This window comes from Aphanothece microscopica RSMan92 (genome assembly GCF_046613545.2).
Taxonomy (GTDB): domain Bacteria; phylum Cyanobacteriota; class Cyanobacteriia; order PCC-6307; family Cyanobiaceae; genus NIES-981.
The window spans coordinates 21,025-38,764 of the sequence record NZ_JBKKKY020000011.1; the positions used below are offsets into that span (position 1 = coordinate 21,025).

The 17,740-nt window shown below is 69.2% G+C and carries 18 protein-coding genes; 9 read left to right on the forward strand and 9 right to left on the reverse strand.

The annotated features are described in order from the left end of the window. Positions 1 to 12: 12 nt before the first annotated feature. Both ACLD7X_RS04855 and ACLD7X_RS04860 read right to left on the reverse strand, forming a co-directional pair. A complete protein-coding gene (locus ACLD7X_RS04855; RefSeq protein ID WP_411422367.1) occupies positions 13 to 1,029 on the reverse strand; it encodes a lytic transglycosylase domain-containing protein in 1,017 nt (338 codons plus the stop codon). Between the two features lie 18 nt (positions 1,030 to 1,047). Further along, entirely contained in the window at positions 1,048 to 2,934 is a 1,887-nt protein-coding gene (locus tag ACLD7X_RS04860) for a mechanosensitive ion channel family protein (protein ID WP_411422368.1), read from the reverse strand. A gap of 95 nt (positions 2,935 to 3,029) precedes the next feature. Here ACLD7X_RS04860 and def point away from each other — a divergent pair, with 95 nt between their 5' ends. Continuing rightward, positions 3,030 to 3,572, forward strand: a complete 543-nt coding sequence (def, locus tag ACLD7X_RS04865) for a peptide deformylase (RefSeq protein ID WP_411422369.1) — start codon at positions 3,030 to 3,032, stop codon at positions 3,570 to 3,572. A 33-nt stretch (positions 3,573 to 3,605) separates the two neighbouring features. On the opposite strand, the gene ACLD7X_RS04870 is transcribed toward def, so the two are convergent. The 3 genes from ACLD7X_RS04870 to ACLD7X_RS04880 form a co-directional block, all read right to left on the reverse strand. Beyond that, positions 3,606 to 4,124 (reverse strand): hypothetical protein, encoded by a 519-nt coding sequence (locus ACLD7X_RS04870; RefSeq protein WP_411422370.1) that lies wholly within the window; start codon positions 4,122 to 4,124, stop codon positions 3,606 to 3,608. 136 nt (positions 4,125 to 4,260) lie between these two features. Then, on the reverse strand, positions 4,261 to 4,728 hold the full coding sequence (locus ACLD7X_RS04875) for an Hsp20/alpha crystallin family protein (protein WP_425625094.1): 468 nt from the start codon (positions 4,726 to 4,728) through the stop codon (positions 4,261 to 4,263). A gap of 690 nt (positions 4,729 to 5,418) precedes the next feature. Beyond that, positions 5,419 to 6,105: a M23 family metallopeptidase gene (locus ACLD7X_RS04880; RefSeq protein WP_411422372.1), complete on the reverse strand. Its 687-nt coding sequence runs from the start codon at positions 6,103 to 6,105 to the stop codon at positions 5,419 to 5,421. A gap of 137 nt (positions 6,106 to 6,242) precedes the next feature. On the opposite strand from ACLD7X_RS04880, the gene ACLD7X_RS04885 reads away from it, so the two are divergent. The 5 genes from ACLD7X_RS04885 (at position 6,243) to ACLD7X_RS04905 (ending at position 11,026) form a co-directional block, all read left to right on the forward strand. Next, positions 6,243 to 7,193: a retropepsin-like aspartic protease gene (locus tag ACLD7X_RS04885; protein WP_411422373.1), complete on the forward strand. Its 951-nt coding sequence runs from the start codon at positions 6,243 to 6,245 to the stop codon at positions 7,191 to 7,193. Positions 7,194 to 7,278: 85 nt separating this feature from the next. Next, positions 7,279 to 8,250, forward strand: a complete 972-nt coding sequence (locus ACLD7X_RS04890; RefSeq protein WP_412006887.1) for a hypothetical protein — start codon at positions 7,279 to 7,281, stop codon at positions 8,248 to 8,250. A 22-nt stretch (positions 8,251 to 8,272) separates the two neighbouring features. Continuing rightward, on the forward strand, positions 8,273 to 8,773 hold the full coding sequence (locus tag ACLD7X_RS04895) for a hypothetical protein (RefSeq protein ID WP_411422375.1): 501 nt from the start codon (positions 8,273 to 8,275) through the stop codon (positions 8,771 to 8,773). A 313-nt stretch (positions 8,774 to 9,086) separates the two neighbouring features. Further along, on the forward strand, positions 9,087 to 10,598 hold the full coding sequence (locus tag ACLD7X_RS04900; protein WP_411422376.1) for a cyclic nucleotide-binding domain-containing protein: 1,512 nt from the start codon (positions 9,087 to 9,089) through the stop codon (positions 10,596 to 10,598). A gap of 170 nt (positions 10,599 to 10,768) precedes the next feature. Continuing rightward, positions 10,769 to 11,026 carry a hypothetical protein gene (locus ACLD7X_RS04905; protein ID WP_411422377.1) on the forward strand — a complete coding sequence of 86 codons (258 nt, stop codon included), beginning with the start codon at positions 10,769 to 10,771 and terminating at the stop codon, positions 11,024 to 11,026. 478 nt (positions 11,027 to 11,504) lie between these two features. On the opposite strand, the gene ACLD7X_RS04910 is transcribed toward ACLD7X_RS04905, so the two are convergent. The 3 genes from ACLD7X_RS04910 to ACLD7X_RS04920 all read right to left on the reverse strand — a co-directional run bounded on the left by ACLD7X_RS04910 (position 11,505) and on the right by ACLD7X_RS04920 (position 13,858). Continuing rightward, positions 11,505 to 12,287: a DUF2182 domain-containing protein gene (locus ACLD7X_RS04910; protein ID WP_411422378.1), complete on the reverse strand. Its 783-nt coding sequence runs from the start codon at positions 12,285 to 12,287 to the stop codon at positions 11,505 to 11,507. Beyond that, complete coding sequence (locus tag ACLD7X_RS04915) at positions 12,271 to 12,903, reverse strand: DUF1326 domain-containing protein (RefSeq protein WP_412006888.1); 633 nt, start codon at positions 12,901 to 12,903, stop codon at positions 12,271 to 12,273. The genes ACLD7X_RS04910 and ACLD7X_RS04915 overlap by 17 nt, the downstream gene beginning before the upstream one ends. Positions 12,904 to 13,234: 331 nt before the next feature. Further along, a complete protein-coding gene (locus ACLD7X_RS04920; protein ID WP_412006889.1) occupies positions 13,235 to 13,858 on the reverse strand; it encodes a TetR/AcrR family transcriptional regulator in 624 nt (207 codons plus the stop codon). A 128-nt stretch (positions 13,859 to 13,986) separates the two neighbouring features. Here ACLD7X_RS04920 and ACLD7X_RS04925 point away from each other — a divergent pair, with 128 nt between their 5' ends. The 3 genes from ACLD7X_RS04925 to ACLD7X_RS04935 are packed head-to-tail and all read left to right on the forward strand — an operon-like array spanning position 13,987 to position 16,894. After that, positions 13,987 to 15,063: an HlyD family efflux transporter periplasmic adaptor subunit gene (locus ACLD7X_RS04925; protein WP_412006890.1), complete on the forward strand. Its 1,077-nt coding sequence runs from the start codon at positions 13,987 to 13,989 to the stop codon at positions 15,061 to 15,063. Next, a complete protein-coding gene (gene devC / locus ACLD7X_RS04930) occupies positions 15,060 to 16,208 on the forward strand; it encodes an ABC transporter permease DevC (protein ID WP_411422382.1) in 1,149 nt (382 codons plus the stop codon). The genes ACLD7X_RS04925 and devC overlap by 4 nt, the downstream gene beginning before the upstream one ends. Positions 16,209 to 16,222: 14 nt before the next feature. After that, on the forward strand, positions 16,223 to 16,894 hold the full coding sequence (locus ACLD7X_RS04935; protein ID WP_411422383.1) for an ATP-binding cassette domain-containing protein: 672 nt from the start codon (positions 16,223 to 16,225) through the stop codon (positions 16,892 to 16,894). Positions 16,895 to 16,914: 20 nt separating this feature from the next. Here ACLD7X_RS04935 and ACLD7X_RS04940 read toward each other — a convergent pair whose 3' ends face one another. Then, positions 16,915 to 17,664, reverse strand: a complete 750-nt coding sequence (locus ACLD7X_RS04940) for an SIMPL domain-containing protein (protein ID WP_411422384.1) — start codon at positions 17,662 to 17,664, stop codon at positions 16,915 to 16,917. Positions 17,665 to 17,740 lie beyond the last annotated feature (76 nt).

Genomic DNA, 17,740 nt, shown 5'->3' on the forward strand with positions numbered 1-17,740 from the left:
GCCCGAGCGGGATCAGTAGCCCGAGGAACCGGGCGGCGGAGCGCTGGCGGGCGACTGCTGCAGGAAGGCCAGCAGCGGCACCCGCTGGGCGTGGTCGTAGCCCACCGGCAACCAGACATCCCCGGCGGCGGTGCCGAAGTGGATCTCCCAGTGGTAGAGGCCGATGTAGGCGCGCGGATCCTCCTCGATCAGGGAGGCGTAGTGGAGCACCGCCCGGCCGTAGTGGTCGCTGTTGTTGTACCCCCAGAGGCCCTTGCGGATGTCCTGGAGTCCGCCGCGGCGGACCAGGTAGCGGGCCGCGGCCTGGATGGCGTCGTGGGGATTGCGGATGTCCCCCTTGCCGATGCCCCGTTCGGCCCAGGTGGTGGGCAGGAACTGCATCGGCCCCTGGGCATTGGCGACCGACACCCCATCGATGCGGCCCATGCCGGTTTCCACCAGGTTCACGGCCGCCAGCACCTCCCAGGGGATGCCCGTGGCCGCCTCGGCCTCCCTGTAGTAGCCGATCAGGGCTTCGGCGGGCTCGGGTTCGATGATCCGCCAGGCCGGCAGGGAGGTGGGCTTGCGGCCGCCTTTGTGCATGGCCAGGAACTCGCGCCGGGCGGCGAGATGGCGGTCGAAGATGCTCTGCCAGCGGGGCTCGAGCTGGGCGCGCACCTGTTGGGCCAGGGCGTTGCGGTGGGAGAGCACGCGGTAGATCACCTGTTGCTGGTGACCCAGGTCGGGCAGCTCAGCCTCGGGGGTCTGCGGGGAGCGGAGGGCGGCCTCCACCTGGCCCAGCAGGGCGGCCAGCTGGCGGGGATCCGAGGGCACCAGGGGGTAGTGGCGGCCGTCGGCGGTGCGGCTCAGGGAGGGATCGGTGGGCAGCAGGCTGGTGAGCTGCGGCTGGGGCTGCTGGGGGACTGCCCGGGGTGCGGCCTCGGGGGCCCAGCTGCTGGCCAGGTAGGGACGCAGCCAGACTCCGAGCCCGAGCAGGGCCAGCGACCCCCCCAGAACGGCTCCAAGGCGGCGTTGCACGGCAAGGGGCATGGCCGTTCTCCCTGGTGATCAGGGTTCCGAGCCTATGGCGGCCGCCCCGATTGCCAGGGCGGACTTCCGCAGCTGGGGGTTGAGGTTCGTCTGGCGCGGAGTGCCCAGGGGGATGCCTGCCCCGCGCAGGTTCTGCAGCAGGCGCAGCCGGAATTCCCGGCTCACGTCCCACTGGCGGCCGGGGGCGGTGTCGATCCAGGTGGTGATGGTCAGGCCGGCGTGGCCGATCGCATCGAGGCCCAGCACGGCGGGTGGCGCCAGGATGCTGTCGGCCCAGGCCGGGTCCTGGTGCAGGTGCTCTCCGGTGGCGCGGGTCACCGCCAGGGCCTCGAGCGGATCGGCGTCACAGTCCACCTCCACGCTCACGTTCACCCGGGACCAGTTGCGGGTGAGGTTGTTGACCTGGGTGATGGCGCTGTTGGGGATGGTGATGAATTCCCCGCCGGGGCTGCGCAGCTGGGTCACGCGCAGGTTGAGACTCTCCACCAGTCCGGTGGCTCCGGCGGTGCTGATCACGTCGCCGACGGCGAACTGATCCTCCGCCAGGATCAGGAAGCCGTTCACCAGGTCGCGGATCAGGTTCTGGGCCCCGAAGCTGATCGCCAGGCCGAGCAGGCCGCCGATGGCCAGGATCGAGCTGCTCGGCACCCCCAGCACCCCCAGTCCGGAGAGCACCCCCACCAGGGCGATCAGCACCACCAGCAGGCCCTTGGTGGCCTCGATGATGGTGGAGAAGCGCAGGCGCAGCCTGCGGCTCTGGTCGGCGGCGCCGCCCTGCACCGGATGGCGCTCCTCCCAGCGGGCCTCGACGCGGTCGAGCAGGCGCGAGCAGAAGCGGATCGCCAGTGTGGTGCAGAACCACACCACCAGCAGCTTCAGCGGCAGGCCGGCGAAGTCGCGGCTGAACATGGCCAGCCCCGGGAACTGGCGCAGCAACAGGTAGACGCCCACGTACCAGAGCAGCAGCAGGGCCCAGAACAGCAGCCACTGCAGCAGGTTCCAGCCGCCCAGCCGCCGTTTGATCGGCAGGCGGTTCAGGGTGGCCTCCAGGAACCGGTGCCGCCCGAGCAACAGGCTGTCCTGGCCGGCACCTTCGTGGCCCTGCTCGGACGGGGACGGGGCCTCCTGATCGGCCTGGTCGCGGATCGCCTGCAGCTTCTGCTGCAGCACCAGCTGGCGTCGGGCGATCCGCCGTTTCAGGAAGAGGATCACGCCTGTGGCCACCACCATCGCCAGCAGGATCCGCAGGAAGCGCCACAGGCTGCGCGTGAGGTTCTCCGGCTGCAGACTGATGTCGTAGTCGCGGATTTCCCGCTCCAGCTCACGGCGCCAGCGCTGGGCCAGCTCCTGCACCGGGACGCCATGGAAGTTGGCATCGGCACTGGTGACCGATGCCAGCACCATCGGACGGGGATGGTCCTCGTCGCGCACCGTGATCACGGTGACGTTGTTGAGCTTGGCCGTCTCCACGCGCATGCTGTCCCCACCCATGCCCCGCTCCAGGGCCGCCAGCTCCACCCGGGCATGGATCTCGCGGGCCCGCTGCTCCACCGGAACGCTTCCCTCCGGCGGCTGGCTGCGGTCGTAGACCGTGGGGGAGGCGATCTTGAACAGTTCGCGCCCGTTGATCGGTGAGGTCACGGCGGACACCTCGATGTCGCCGAACCGGTTCACGCTCTCCGGCACCACCCGGCCATTGGTGCCGGTGAGGTTCTCGCCCAGGCTGATCTGGGCGTGGCCCGGGCTGGACGGCAGCCACACCAGCAACACGGCCAGCACAAGAGCGAGCACTGGACCCAGCAGCTGACGCGGCAGGGCGGCCGGAGCCCCGATCACCGCTCCGGCGGAGCCGCGCGGACCGGCAGGTCGCTGCGCTCTTGGTCGGGTCGGGCGGGTCGGCACCATGCTCCGGACGCTGTTGCAGGGATGGTTACACAGCCAGCCAGGGCCCGGCTTCGCCAGGCTGGAGCCCGTATCGGACCGCGCACTGGAGCTCGGCAATGGCCATTCGTCCCGTTCTGCGCCTCGGGGATCCCCGCCTGCGTCAGGTGGCGACGCCGCTCTCTGGCGAGGCGATCGGTTCCGGGGAGCTCCGCGCCCTGCTCCAGGATCTGCGCGACACCATGGCCGCCCGCGATGGCGCCGGCCTGGCCGCACCCCAGATCGGCGTGCCGCTGCGGGTGGTGATCTTCGGGGTCAGCGCCAATCCCCGCTACCCCGAGGCACCGCCGATTCCTGAGACGGTGCTGATCAATCCCCTGATCTCGCCGCTCGGCCTGGAGCGCGAGAGCGGCTGGGAGGGGTGCCTCAGCGTGCCGGGATTGCGGGGTCGGGTGCCCCGCTGGAGCCGTATCCGCTACGAGGGCCTCGACGCGGAGGGGCGTCCCCTGGCGCGGGAGGTGGCGGGCTTCCATGCCCGGGTGGTGCAGCACGAGTGCGATCACCTCGATGGGGTGCTGTTCCCCGACCGGATCGAGGAGCGCACCACGTTGGGCTTCACCGAGGAGCTGGCGGCAGCGGGGCTTCTCCCGACCGCGGGCTGATCGCTTCGCCCAGCTGGCGCGGGCAGGGCCAGCTCAGGCGGCCTGGGCTGCCTCCGCCGTGGGGTCGCCTTCGAAGAAACGGCGCAGGTTCACGCCGGCCTCGAAGGCGGCGCGGCTGAGATCCGCCTGCTGCTCCGGGCTGAGGCCATCCCAGAAGGCGTGGAACAGATCCAGCGAGGCCTTGCCCATGCCGACCACCCCCACCAGCGTCAGCGGCAGGCTCATCCAGGGGAAGACCAGCAGCACCACCCCCAGGGCGGCGCTCACCACGGCCCCCTGCTTGCTGGATTCCCAGACCGTGGCGCCGATCGTCTGGATCTGGGTGGCACGGTCGATCTCGCCGCGGCGCCGCATCGCTTCGGTGCGCATGGCGCTGAGCAGGGCCTGGTAGATCGCGTAGACGGCGATGCCGCCGAGGGTGGATTCGGTGACGAACTCCCCCCCGCCCAGGGCGCCGCCGCTGCCGTTGAGATCCAGGGAGGCCAGGCCTGCCGCCGGGGCGACTTCCCAGCCGGCGCGTGGAATGCGGAAGGGATCGCGTTCGCGGCCCATGGCTCGGGATCGTGCAGGTGAGACTCATTCTGACCCGGTTGCCGCGGCCTGGGGGCCCTGAGTACAGCGAACCGCCCCCGGCACAGGCCGGGGGCGGCATGGATTCAGGACCGGTGAGGACGGTTCAGCGCCGGGTTCAGCCTTCGACCTTCACGGCCACGGAGGTCACCTTGTGGGCCTTGGGGGCGGTGATGGTGAGCAGCCCGTCGCGGTAGACGGCGTTGAGCTGCTGGGCCTCGATCGGCATCGGGAAGCGGAAGCTGCGGCTCCAGGTGCCGTAGCGGAACTCGCTCAGCAGCGGGCCGGCCCCGGCGCTGGGCTGCTGCTTGGAGGTCTGGGCGCTGCCCGCTTCAGCCTGTCGCTCGGCCGCCGGTGCGGACCGCTGGCTGCGGCGCTCGGCGCTGATCACGAGGGTGCGATCGGTGGCTTTGACGTCGATCGCGTCGCGGTCGACGCCGGGAAGTTCGAGCGTGATCGCATACCCCTCGGGAGTTTCATGGACCTCGGCGGCGGGTACACGCTCGGCTCCCTGCAGCTGCTGGGTGAGTTGTTGCTCGAGGCGATCGAACAGTTCGAAGGGGGAAGATGTACGCAGACTCAGCATGGTTCTGGTGGCGAAGGTGCGGTGGTGGCGGGGTCTCATCGCCCCCGTGGCAACACTGTCGCCGCTGCCGAAAGGTTCCGGGATCGGGTGAACCGAACGCCGCGATTCGGCCCTCACGACTGTGTTCGGCAGACCGCCATCGGTTGGAGGGCGAACCGACCGTGGCTCGAGCTCCCGGCCGGGATCGGCCTCCTGAACCACGCCCCACAACAAAGCCCCACAACAAAGCCCGGGACAGCTGTCCCGGGCTCTTGTCTGCTCAGCCGTGGTGCCTGCCCGGAGGGGCGGGGCGCAGCTGTGCGGTCGGTGGATCGTCAGATCGCTGGTGTATGAGGTTGTGGTGGCGGAGCTGCCGGCGCTGGCACCTGGGGCCAGGTGTCTAGGGGGACGTCCCGTCGGATCCGGGGCACCTGGGAGCGAGGTCGAGGACTGGCTCGTGAACGGTGCGGTGGACGGCGACGGCTGAAGGGGGTGATACAGCCTGCGACACGCCTGGGACGTCAGTGATCCGTTGAGAGTGTTGGAGCAGGGGCCGGATCGTCAGCGCGCTCCTGAAGTCTGCTGCGGGGGGGTGTCTTCCATCCGTGGAGCCTCCGAATCCCGATGCGCACAGCTTCGTCGAGCAGCCCCGGCGGGGCAATGGGTGTTTGTGCCTGTCCTTGGGGCCTGGCCCTGGGGCTGGCCGGATGCTCAGGCGAAGGACACGTAGTCGCGGGGGTTCTGGGGGAGGCCGTTGTGGAAGATCTCGAAGTGGAGATGGGGCCCCGTCACCCCGCCGGTGGCTCCCACCACCCCGAGGGGCTCTCCCTGGCGGATCGTGGCGCCCTGGCGCACATCGATGCGGGCCAGGTGGGCATAGGCGCTGGTGAGTCCATCGCCGTGGCTGATCTCCACGAAGTTGCCGTAGCCCGACACCACCCCGGCGATCACCACCGTGCCGGTGGCGGACGCCACCACCGCCTGGCCGGCATTGCCGCCGATGTCGATGCCCTTGTGCAGCCGCAGTTCCCCGGTCACCGGATGCACCCGGTTGCCGAATTCACTGGTCACCACGCCGCCCACCGGCGCGCGGAAGCCCGTTGGCTTCCCCTGGCCCGCCGGAAAGACCGGTGGTGGTGCCTGCAGCAGTTTGGTGGCGAAGGTGGGCCCCAGCAGCTGGGTCTGCATGGTGTCGAGGTACACCGCCTGGCAGAACAGGATCAGGGCCCGTTCGGTGATCGGTCCGTAGAGCCCATCGAGATCGCCGCCATAGGCGCCGATCTGGCGGAGCTTGCCCTGGATGTCCCGCAGCAGATTGGTTTTCTGTTCCTGCAGGGCATCGAGGCCGATCACCTTGCCGGAGTCGATCAGGTCCTGCAGGGTGTTGATGGCGGGCACGGTGCCGCATTGAACGGGGGCGCTGCTGTTTTAGATCTGGCCTCGGGTTCTGGCCTGGTTTCCATGCAGCGTTCGAGGCCTCCGGCCGGCGGGGATCGCCCGGGCCTGCGCCGTGCCGAGCGGCAGGCCCGCTGCTGATGCCGGCACCCGGGGCCCTGGCCGCGGCCCTGACCGCGGCCCTGATCCAGCTCGAGGGCCCGGCGCTCCGGCCCGGATCCCTGGCGGGTTCGGTGAGCCTGCCGCTGGAGCGCGCGGCTGGGGGAGACACGCCGGTGCTGAGCCTGCAGAGCGCCGGCCGGCCGGTGCGCTTCCTGGTCGACACGGGCGCCTCCTCCACCCTGGTCTCGCCGCAGCTCGTGCAGCGGCTCGGCCTTCCCAGCGCGCCCATCCCACCGGCCGACTTCGGCCTGGCCGGGGCCGGCCAGGGTTGCCGGGCCCTGCAGCCGCGGCGCACCACGCTGCCGGTGCTGACCGTGCTGGCCCAGCCCCAGCCGGCCGGCCGGGCCGAGGAACCCCTCAGCCTCCGGGATGCCGAGGCCCTGGTGCTGCCGGTGGGAGGACTGCCGCCGGATGTCGATGGCGTGCTGGGGGCCCCCCAGCTGCGTCAGCTGCCCCTCTGGATCGACCCGCTCGGCGGCAGGCTGGCCTTCGGCCGCCAGGCTCTCCACGCCGCGGCGGGGGCGGCCACCCGGGAGGTGACGGTCCCCCTCCGCTGGCACCGCGGCGTGCCGTTGCTGTCCCTCGCCACCGGCCGCGCTGCAGGCAGCGTGCAGGCCCTCGCCGACACCGGTGCGGAAGGACTGTTCATCACCCCCGCGCTGGCGCTGGCCCTCGGGTCGCCGGGACCGGGCCGGCCGCTGCGGGTGGCGGGCTTCTGCGGCGAGCAGCCCGCTCGCTGGATCCAGGTCCACGGGCCCCGCCTGGGGGCGGGCCCTGCCGCTTCGGCGCCTCCACTGCAGGCGATCGTGACCGCCAACCCGGTGTTCACGGCCCTGGGCATCGAGGCGATCGTCGGGCAGGAGCTGCTCCGCCCCCATCGCCAGCTCTGGCGCCTCGATGCCATCCCGCCCTCCCTGCGGCTTCGCTAGGCGGCACCGCCAGCCAGGACGCCGCGGTGGTTGTGGGCCGAGGCGGCCGGCACGATGCTTGGGGCCCACGTCACGACGCACCGCCATGGGGGCTCTGATGGCCTATGTGGTGCTCAAGGGTCTCGAGAGCACCGTGGTGCGGGCCTTGCAGCTGCTCGGTGTGCGCCATTCCGTCGATGGTCTCAACCCCATCAGTGCCTGCAACCTGTTCTTCTTCGCCCTGCTCGTGGTCGGATTGAGCCTGATGGCCGCCGACCGGTCGGCGCTGCGCCGGCAGCTGCCGGGGCTGGAGCGCCATCAGTGGCAGCTGCTGGGGCTGGACATGCTGGCCGGGAGCCTGGCAGGGCCCCTGGGCAGCTACATGGCGATCGAGGCCCTGGCCGTGATCGAGAAGACACTGCTGTTCACCCTGGTGCTGCCGGTCTCGGCACTGCTGTCGTGGCTGTGGCTCGGCGAGCCGCTCCCCCGTCGCTTCTGGTTCACCACCGCCGTGATCGGCCTGGGGCTGGTGCTGGCTTCGGCGGGCCGCGGGGAGCCGATGGGGATGGACCGACTGGCCGGGCTGGGCTGGGGGGGCCTGGGTGTGGCGGGCTTTTCCTGCAGCGCGGTCACGGCGCGGCGGCTGGGGCGGGAGGGTCTCGGCATCGGCCTCACCACCGGGCTGCCGTCGCTGCTGGCCGCCCTGGTGTTCCTCGGGATCGGGCTGGTGCTGTTCGGGCCGGAGCACTTCATGCACCTGCAGCTGTGGTGGGTGGCCGGGGTGATCGGCCTCTATGCCCTCACCGTGGTGCTGGGCAGTGAGTGGAGCCTGCGCCTCTGTTACCGCCGCTTCAGCGTGGCCACCGTGGCGATCGTGGGCTCGCTCACCCTGGTGGTGTCGGTGTTCAGCGCGGCGGCGGTGCTGGCGGAACCCCTGGGCCTGCCGGTGCTGCTGGGCACGGCGCTGGTGCTGGTGGGGGTGCTGCTGGCGGTGCGGCGGGTGCCCTCCCAGGCCTCGGCCAGCGTTCTTTCAGTCAGTGACGCCGAGGCTGGACCAGGCGGGGTGTGTTCACGATGAAGGGGTCCCTTGCCGCTTCGCCATGCTCCTGAGACCGTCATCCCCCGGCCGCCTATGGGCGGGATGCCTGGCCGGCAGCCTCGCCTGTGGGGCCCTGCTCGCTCCCCAGCCGGCCTCGGCGGGGCCCTGCACCTTTCTTCAGCCGATCGGCGGCACCGGCCCGATCGTGAAGAAGCGGGTGCAGCGTCCCAAAGGTCCGATCGGCTCGACGATCGGCCGCACCAACTGGAACACCGACTTTGCGGTGGACGGCTCCTACAGCAGCTACAAGCTCTTCTTCACGGCCGACTCCACCGACGTGGGGAGCTACCCGATCGAGGCCTACCTGAAGTTCACCGACGGCAGCAATCTGCGGGTCGTGAATGAAACCCTGAAACCCGCGCTGGGCACCGGCAAGATGTTCGGCCCGTTCCCGGCGGTCCAGGGCAAGCGCGTCAGTCAGGTGAACTTCAAAGTCGGAACGGCCAAGGAGCCCGGCTCCACCGGCTTCAGCTACCGGATCTCCGTGCAGGGCTGCCGCTGAAGCCAGGGTCCCCCATCCGGGGGGATGGTCCGGCTCACCGCACCGCTGGTGGGTGTCGGTGAGCTGGCCCGGGGGCAGGGGCCAGGGGACGGACGGTCCGCCATCGGCAATTCCGGACCCAGCCGATGGCGGGGCCTCGCCAGACTGCGCAGAATGGGCTTCCATCTCGCAGAGCCCGTCAGCTGCTCGATGCCCTTGTGCCAGACGGGGATTCGCCCAGGGCCTTGCCGGATGCATGGCTTGATGCGCTGGCGCGCCAAGGCCTGATTCACGCTCTCAAGCATTCGTCTTAAGCACTCGCCCAGGCTGGGGAATGGTCATCTTTCACACCATCCTTCTCGCCTTCCTTCTGGAGCTGGTGCTGCTTGCGGTGTTGTTCATTTGCCGCAAGCGCAGGCTTCCACCCATTCCGGTGCGGCTGCCCACGCTGGCCATCATCAGCTGGCTGGTCATCACCATCCTGCGCCAGCAGTCGTTTCCCCCTGACGTCCTTCCCTGGCTGGACACGGTGCAGCTGATCACTGCCAGCTATGCCTATCTGCAGCTGTCGGTATGGCTGACGCTGGAATTTCCCACGATTCTCTCCTGGTGGCCACGCCCACCCAAGATCCTGCGAGATCTTGGCTTGTTGGTGATTGCTGGGGTGATCACGGTGGTTGTCCTGCAGGAACAGGCACGCATCAACGTGGTGGGCCTGGTGACCACGTCTGCCATCCTCACAGCCGTGATTGGCCTGGCTGCTCAGGAATCCCTCAAGGATTTTTTCGCCGGCATTGTTCTACAGCTTGATTCGCCCTTCCAGGAGGGCGACTTCATCGTCGTCAGTGATGAGATCGAAGGGTGGGTCGTGTCGTTGACCCTGATGAGTACCCGCCTTCGGCACGTGCATGGTGCCCTGATCACCATGCCCAACAGCAGGATGTGGTCGACGGAGATCCGACGCTTCGGGCCCTCTGGCCCGATCGCCCGTGAGATTCATCTCAACCTCGACCTCACCCTGCCGCCGGAGCGGGCCACGGAGCTGTTGATGCAGGTGGCTCGGCGCCATCCATTGGTGTTGGCCGAACCTGAACCGACGGCCTTTGTGTATGCCTATGCGGATCATGCCATCACCTATGAACTGGAAGTATGGCAGGAAGATCCAACGGATAACGGCTTCGATATTCTGCGCGGCCAGTTGCTTGCGCAGATCTGGTATGTGCTGGAGCGGGAGGGTACAACCCTGCCCTATCCGGTTCGTGAACTGCGGCCCAAGCGTCTGCCGGCCCCCATCGATGATCCGGCTGGTTATGGCCTGGAAGCTCGGGTGGATCTGCTCAGGGAGAATGTGCTCTTCGGCCACCTCAGTTCCGAACAGTTGGAGCGGATCGCTCCGCTGACCCGATGTCTGCGCTTTGCGGCCGGGGAGGCCGTGGTGGTGGAAGGGGATGAGGGTTTTGCGATGTTCCAGGTCGTCACTGGCCGTGTTCAGGTCATCAAGCTGATGGAGGGCGGCATCGAGAAGAAGGTCGCTGAGCTCGGTGTCGGAACAATCTTCGGCGAAATGAGTGTGTTCACGGACCAACCCCGTACCGCCACCGTGCGGACAACGGAGGAAAGCGTGCTGCTCGAGGTGGAGCGCAACGACCTGCGACCCCTGCTCGAGGGCAATCCCAGACTGGTGGAACGTCTGGCCCAGCTGGTCAATGACCGCCGCGCCCAACTCACCACCCTGAGTCAGGAGGTTCAGGAAGCCCAGGCCAACCAGCTGCTGCAGCAGATGATGGCGATGTTCAGCACCCTGACCGGCGGAGATTCCCGGGAGAATCTGGTCAAGCGTGTCTGAGCCGGCTGCGCGAAGGGGGAACCTCGTTCCCCCCCCCCCCCGCGTGATCGTCCTCTGCGAGCGTCCTGTGCGATCGGGATTGAACCCCTTCGGGACGGGCTGGCAGCCTCGGGATCGGCTTCGGGATCGGACTTGGCCTCGGGCAGGATTGGTGATTGACGCGGATTCCGATGGCCGACCACGAAGGACAGACGCTGAGCCCCAGGGAAATGATCCGGGCCCACGCCTATCCCCTGCTGGCGGCGATCAGCAGCCTGAGCCTGGTGGCGATCGCGGTGCTGATGGTGCCCGGTGCTGTGCGCGATCACCGCTACAACCGCTGCATCGACGAGCAGATCCGGTTGCGGGCCTCGGACCGGCTCCAGGGCCAGGGCGGGCCCGGCAAGCTGATCTATCTGCGCGCCGTGGAGCACTGCGAGGGGCGCTGACGCCATTGGTTCTGCAGCCATGACCCCGGGGCCACCGGCCCAGCTGCTGTTGCTCCCCGGCGCCTCCGGCAACGCCGGCTTCTGGCAACCGGTGGCGATTCGGCTCCGCCATCGGGGGCAGCGGCTGGCTGGGCGGCTTCCATCGGCCCGGCTGGTGGTGCTGCCCGGCGGCGACCATGATCTGGCCCAGGAGCACGCGGCCACGGTCGCGCCCCTGATCGATCAGCCCCTGGGCACTACGCCAGCCGTCCCCCGGGGGAGGTGCATGGCCCGTTCCGCACCGATCAGGGCTGCGTGGTGCTGGATGTCTCCTTCCCCCAGCAGTGCCGGGAGATTGCCCCGTGACCCACCGGATCGCGCTGGCCGAGGTGGCGGATGCCCCTGCCGGCCTTCCCCCGCACCCTGGAGTTCTATGAGCGCGACGGCTTCGCCGGCAGCGGCGGCAGGAAGCTGCGGGCTCTGCTCTCGTGATCCGGATTCAACCGGGACGCAGGGGCAGCATCAGCAGCCCTGCCACCATCGCCCCACCCCCCGCCAGGCGGCCGGCCCAGACGCCGAACGGCAGCAACTTCTCCGCCAGTACGAACAGCGAGATGGCGGCGATCAGGCCCAGATTCATCACCCCTCCCACAAACAGCAACGCCATCAGGATCCAGCAGCATCCCAGGCAGTAGAGGCCGTGTTCGAGCCCCATCCGCACCGCGCCGCACCAGCCGGGCTGCCAGTGCCCCGAGAGGAAATGCACCGGGGAGCGGCAGTGGGCCAGGCAGGCGTGCTTGGCCGGGGTGAACTGGTAGAAACCGGCGGCGATCAGAATCGACCCCCCGATCCAAGGACTGCTGAGCACCAGCATCGGGGAGAGCAGCGCAGCCTGATCGAGGCCCCATTGCAGCAGGGTGGCGACCACTGAAAAGGCGCTCCAGACCAGCAGGTAGCCGCTCAGAAAAACCACCGATGGAGCCAGCACGGTGCCCTGATCCCTGGCCTTGCGAGCCACGGCGCCATAGAGCAGCACCATCGGCGCTGCTGAAGGCACCATCATCGCGATCATCATCACGATCCACATCGCCACCATCGCGGCGGCATCGCCGAGACTCCAGGCCTGCTCCCCCAGTGGCTCGGGGGCCATGGGTGCCTGCATGGTCGCCGCCATGTGGAGGAGATCCGCCCACGCCAAGGTGGTGACGAGGATGAGCGCTGCCGTGAGGAGCCAGCGGTCCCGACGGGCCAGGCGGAGCTGAACCTCAGCGGATGACCCCATCTTGATTCATGTGGAGTTCATTGAACTGGCCGTAGCTGTCACTCAGATCCAGGGTGATTCCGGCCCGCACGCGCGAGCTGCCTGAACCGATCTCGGCCTGGGTGTATTCGAACCCGTTGGGGAGATTGATCCTGGCCTGGAAGTCGCCCTCGCCGAAGGGGTTGGGGATGGGGGTGCCGGTGGAGTCCACCAGATCGGGAACGTGGATCCGACCACGGCGCGCTCCCACATCGATCTCCACGTGAACGGGGGCGTGCAGTGTCTCCAGCACGGAGGTCATCGTGCTGTTGAAGACAAAGAAGTGCGTGGCGCCCGGACGGGTGGCCTCGCCGTGCAGGATCCGTCGGAGAGCCTCCCTCTGCTCGGGGTCGGCCCGCTCATCGATGATCGCCTGCTGGGTGCCGTTGCCCTGCACGATCTCACCGGGCCACTGGAGCACCATCACCCAGCGCAGGCCGTCCAGCACGGTGGTGTTGAAGTGACCTTCCTCGATCACTCCACCCGCCACGGCCTCGCAATGGCCATGGGTGCTGGGAGCGTTGAACTGGCAGGGACAGCCCCAGGCACAGTTGCAGTTCGTGTACTCCATCCCATGGATCATCCAGGTGTCAGCCATCCAGGTATCAGCCATGGCGCCTCCAGCGGGATTGCTGTCTATCAACTTTAAATGGTGTTGATTGATGCCTCCAGGCGCAACGTGCCAATCGTTACCCACTGGTTCATTTCGCTACCTTTCTGATTCAGCCCTGTCTGATCAGCATCGCAGCCTTGCCACGGAAGGGCAGCCGTACTTTGTCGGTGCCCTGCAAGCAAGACCGCCAACAAACAAGACCGCCAACAAACAAGACGGCCAACAAACAAGACGGCCAACAAGCACCAGGACCCCTCGCCCTCGTGCTGGCCCCTGACATCCCCTCCAGGGGCGTCGCCGAGGCGTTCAAGCTCTCTCACCCCACCCGGCTCACCAGGTCCACCAGCACGGCGGCGTAGGTCTGGCGGTCCACCGGGGCCACCTCGCGGCCGTGCAGCAGATCCTGCATCAGGATCAGGTGCACCAGGGCGCCCATGAACACGCGGGCCCGCATCTCGGCGTCAGGGCCGGCCGGCAGGGCTTCGAACAGGTGCACCACCTGGGCCACGCCGGTGCGCTCCAGCTGGGCCACGAAGGTTCTGGCCAGCTCGGGGAAGCGCTCCGACTCGCCGATCACCAGGCGCAGAAAGGAGAGGAACGGAGGCTGGCCCTCGCGGCTGGCCAGGCAGCGGGCGGCCAGTTCGCGCAGGGCGGCGGCGGGCTCGCTCGGCAGGGCCTCCCGGGGGGAGGCGCCGAACAGCTCGCTGAGGCGCTCCCCCACCAGCTGTTCGGTGAGGGCGCGGAACAGGGCCTCCTTGTCGGAGAAGTGGCTGTACACCGTGGCCTTCGACACGGCTGCCGCCCTGGCGACGCGGTCCATCGAGGTGGCGGCGTAGCCGTGGCGGAGGAACTCGCGGCGTGCCCCTTCGAGGATCGCATTCCGCTTGCGCAGGGTCCGCAGGCCCCGGGCGCCGTTGGCGGCCGCCTCGGCAGAGGGCATGGCAGAGGGCACGGCAGAGGGCATGGCGCGGCCCGCTCCACAAACTGAACTGAACGGTATAGTAACTGCATCTGGGAGGGCGAGCGATGGCGTTCCCGCGGCTGCCACTCATGCCCCGCCTGCCACGCATGCCGCACCTGCCACCCCTGCAGCGGCGCAGCTGGTGGCTGCTGGGCGGTGGCGCCCTGGTGCTGGGCCTGGCGGTGCTGGCCGGCCGCGGTCTGCTGCAGCGGCCGGCTGCACCATCAGCGCCCACCGTGCAGCAGCCGATCCGCACCGTCACGGCCCTGGGGCGGCTGGAGCCGATCAGCGAGCTGCGCACGATCGCGGCACCCACCAGCGGAGCGGGCCAGCCCACCCTGCTGAAGCTGCTGGTGGAGCGGGGCGAGGCGGTGAAGGCCGGCCAGCTGCTGGCGGTGCTCGACAACCAGCCCCAGCTGGAGGCCGCCGTGAACGCCGCCCGCGCCGAGGTGAACCTGGCCCGCTCGCGGCTGGCCATCGCCCGCGCCGACGCCGGCAGCGGCGAGGCCAGCCAGCTGGCCAAGGTGCGCTCGCTCGAGGCCCAGCAGCGCACGGCGACCACCGAGGCGCGGCGCTACCAGAACCTGTATGCCAGCGGCGCCGTGTCGGCGGAAGACCGCGACAACCGTCAGCTCACGCTCGACACGGTGAGCGCCGCGCTCGAGGAGGCCCGGGCCCTGCTGGTGCGGCAGCAGGCCCGCAGCACGGCCGGCACCGGCGGCGTGGACCTCGACGTGGAGGCGGCCCAGCGCGGCCTCGAGCAGGCCGAGGCCAACCTGGAGCGGGCCGTGGCCAGCCGTGATGACAACCTGATCCGCGCTCCGATCGCGGGCACCGTGCTGCAGGTGTTCGCCCGCGCCGGCGAGGCGCCCGGAGCCAGGGGGATCGTGCAACTCGGCCAGGTCGGCCGCATGCAGGTGGTGGCGGAGGTGTACGAGAGCGATCTGCCCCGGGTGAAGCCGGGCCAGCCGGTGCGGATCACCAGCCCTGCCCTGGAGCAGCCCCTGGAGGGGCGGGTGGGGCAGATCGGCGCCATCGTGCTGCGCCAGAACGTGATCAACACCGATCCCAGCGCCAACACCGACAACCGGGTGGTGGAAGTTCGTGCACCACTCACGCCCGAGAGCAATCCCCTGGCCGCCCGCTTCACGAACCTGCAGGTGCGGGTGGTGATCGGCCCATGAGAACACCGCTCGGCTGGCTGCAACTGCGCCACGACCGCGGCCGCTTTCTGGTGGCCCTGGCCGGCATCGCCTTCGCCGACCTGCTGATGTTCATGCAGCTGGGCTTCCAGGCGGCCCTGTATGACAGCAACACCCGCCTGGATCGCTCCTTCAAGGCCGATGTGGTGCTGATCAGCCCCCGGGCCCTCAACCTGCAGAACCTCTCCACCTTCCCGCGCCGCCGCCTGCTGCAGGCCCTCGATGTGCCCGGCGTCACGGACGCCCAGGGGCTGTACATCCGCACCGTCACCTGGCGCAATCCCCAGACCCTGCGCAGCGCCACGGTGCAGGTGCTGGGCTTCGACCCCGATGCCGATGTGCTGCGCCTGCCGGAGGTGATGGCCCAGGCCGATCTGCTGAAGCTCCCCGACACGGTGCTGTTCGACCGGGGCGCCCGGGGACAGTACAAGCAGGCGATCGCCCGGATCGACCGGGGCGAGCGGGTGACCAGCGAGATCGAGCGGCGCACGATCACGGTGGGCGGGCTGTTCCGGCTGGGGGCCTCGTTCGGGGCGGACGCCACCTTGATGGCCAGTGACCAGACCTTCCTGCGGATCTTCCCGCGGGTGAGCGCCGCCAGCGTGAGTGTGGGCCTGCTCACCCTGGCGCCGGGGCAGGCCACGGCACCGGTGGTGGAGGCCCTGCGCCGCCACCTGCCGGACGACGTACAGGTGCTCAGCGATGCCGACTTCGTGGCCTTCGAGGAGAACTACTGGCGGGTGGCCAGCCCGGTGGGCTTCATCTTCGGCCTGGGCACGGCCATGGCCTTCGTGGTGGGGGTGGTGATCGTGTACCAGGTGCTCTCCACCGATGTGAATGCCCATCTGCAGGAGTACGCCACCTTCAAGGCGATGGGCTTCCGCAACCGCTACCTGCTGCTGGTGGTGGTGGAGCAGGCCCTGATCCTGGCGGCGCTCGGCTTCATTCCCGGCGCCCTGATGCCGCTGTGGCTCTACGCGGTGGCGGCGAAGGCCACCAGCCTGCCGATCGCGATGACGCTGCAGCGGGCGGTGGTGGTGTTCGTGCTCACCTTGGTGATGTGCCTGGCCTCGGGGGCAATCGCCACCCGGCGGCTGCAGGCGGCCGATCCGGCCGAGCTGTTCTGAGCCGGAGCTCCGCCATGGCCAGCGCGATCACGATCCAGGGGCTCAACCACCACTTCGGCCGGGGGGCGGTGCGGCGCCAGGTGCTGTTCGATGTGGCGCTGGAGGTGGCGGCCGGGGAGATCGTGCTGCTCACCGGGCCCTCCGGCTCGGGCAAAACCACCCTGCTCACCCTGATCGGCGGGCTGCGGGCGGCCCAGGGGGGCTCGCTGATCGTGCTGGGCCGGCAGCTGGTGGGCGCCAGCGCCCTGGAGCTCACCCTGGCCCGGCGCGAGCACGGCTACATCTTCCAGGCCCACAACCTGCACCGCAGCCTCACCGCCACCCAGAACGTGCGCATGGCGCTGGAGATGCGCGGCACCCTGAGCGCCGCCGAGATGGAGCGTCGCTCCCGGGCCCTCCTCGAGGCCGTGGGGCTGGGGGATCACCTGGAGGTGAAGCCCGCCCAGCTCTCGGGGGGACAGAAGCAGCGGGTGGCGGTGGCGCGGGCGCTGGTGGGGGAGCCGCCGCTGCTGCTGGCCGATGAGCCCACCGCCGCGCTCGACAGCCGCTCGGGCCGCGAGGTGGTGACGCTGATGCAGCGGCTGGCGCTGGAGCACGGCTGCACGATCCTGCTGGTGACCCACGACAGCCGCATCCTCGACATCGCCGATCGCACCCTGTCGCTGGAGGACGGGCGCCTGCACTGACACTTCTGCCAGAAGGAGCACTACTCCACCCGGAAGGTCACCCCCATCACGGCGGTGATGTCCTTCTCGATGGTGGTCGTGTCGTAGGAGCCGTAGCTGCTCATCTCGGTGGAGTTGGGCACGGTGATCTGGAAGGAGCCGGTGTCGGCCTGGGTGATCACACCGATGCGGGAGCCGGCCTGGCGGGCGATCTCGCGGGCGCGCAGGCGGGCATCGCGGGTGGCCTTGGCCAGCATGTCCACCCGTTTCTCAGGGAGCCTGGTGTAGGTGTAGGCGGGATCGTTGATGGTGAGCGGCACGCCTTCACCCACCAAGGCTCCGATCTGCCGGGCCACGGCGGCCACCTTGGCCACGTCGGGGCTGCTGATGCGGATCGGCTGGCGGGTGGTGAAGGTGGTGGACTGCAGGGCGCCGGTCCGGGAATCGCGCACGTCGGATTTGTCCGACTTGATCGGCTGGGGGCTGATGGCTTCGGCGGCGATGCCCTGCTGCCGCAGAAACGCGAGGGTGCGCTCCACCTGCGGTTGCAGTTGCTGGTAGGAGGCCTGCAGGCTGGGCGCGCTCTCGGCAACCTCCACCGTCCAGTCCACGAAGTCGCTGGAGATGCGCTCGGTGCTGGAGCCAGTCACGGTGATGGTGTCGTTGCCGCGGCGGAGGCCCTTCACCAGCACACTGCTGGCCACCACCAGGCCGGTGGCCAGCACGGCCATGGCGAACACGAGCGGTGGCGTGCGGCGCAGGGTGTGCAGGAGTGGAGAGAAACGTCCCATGGTCCAGGGCAGAAGTTCTTGTGCTGCTGACTTGTATGGCTGTCTTGATGTTGACTTTTTCTGGTCTGATCTGAAT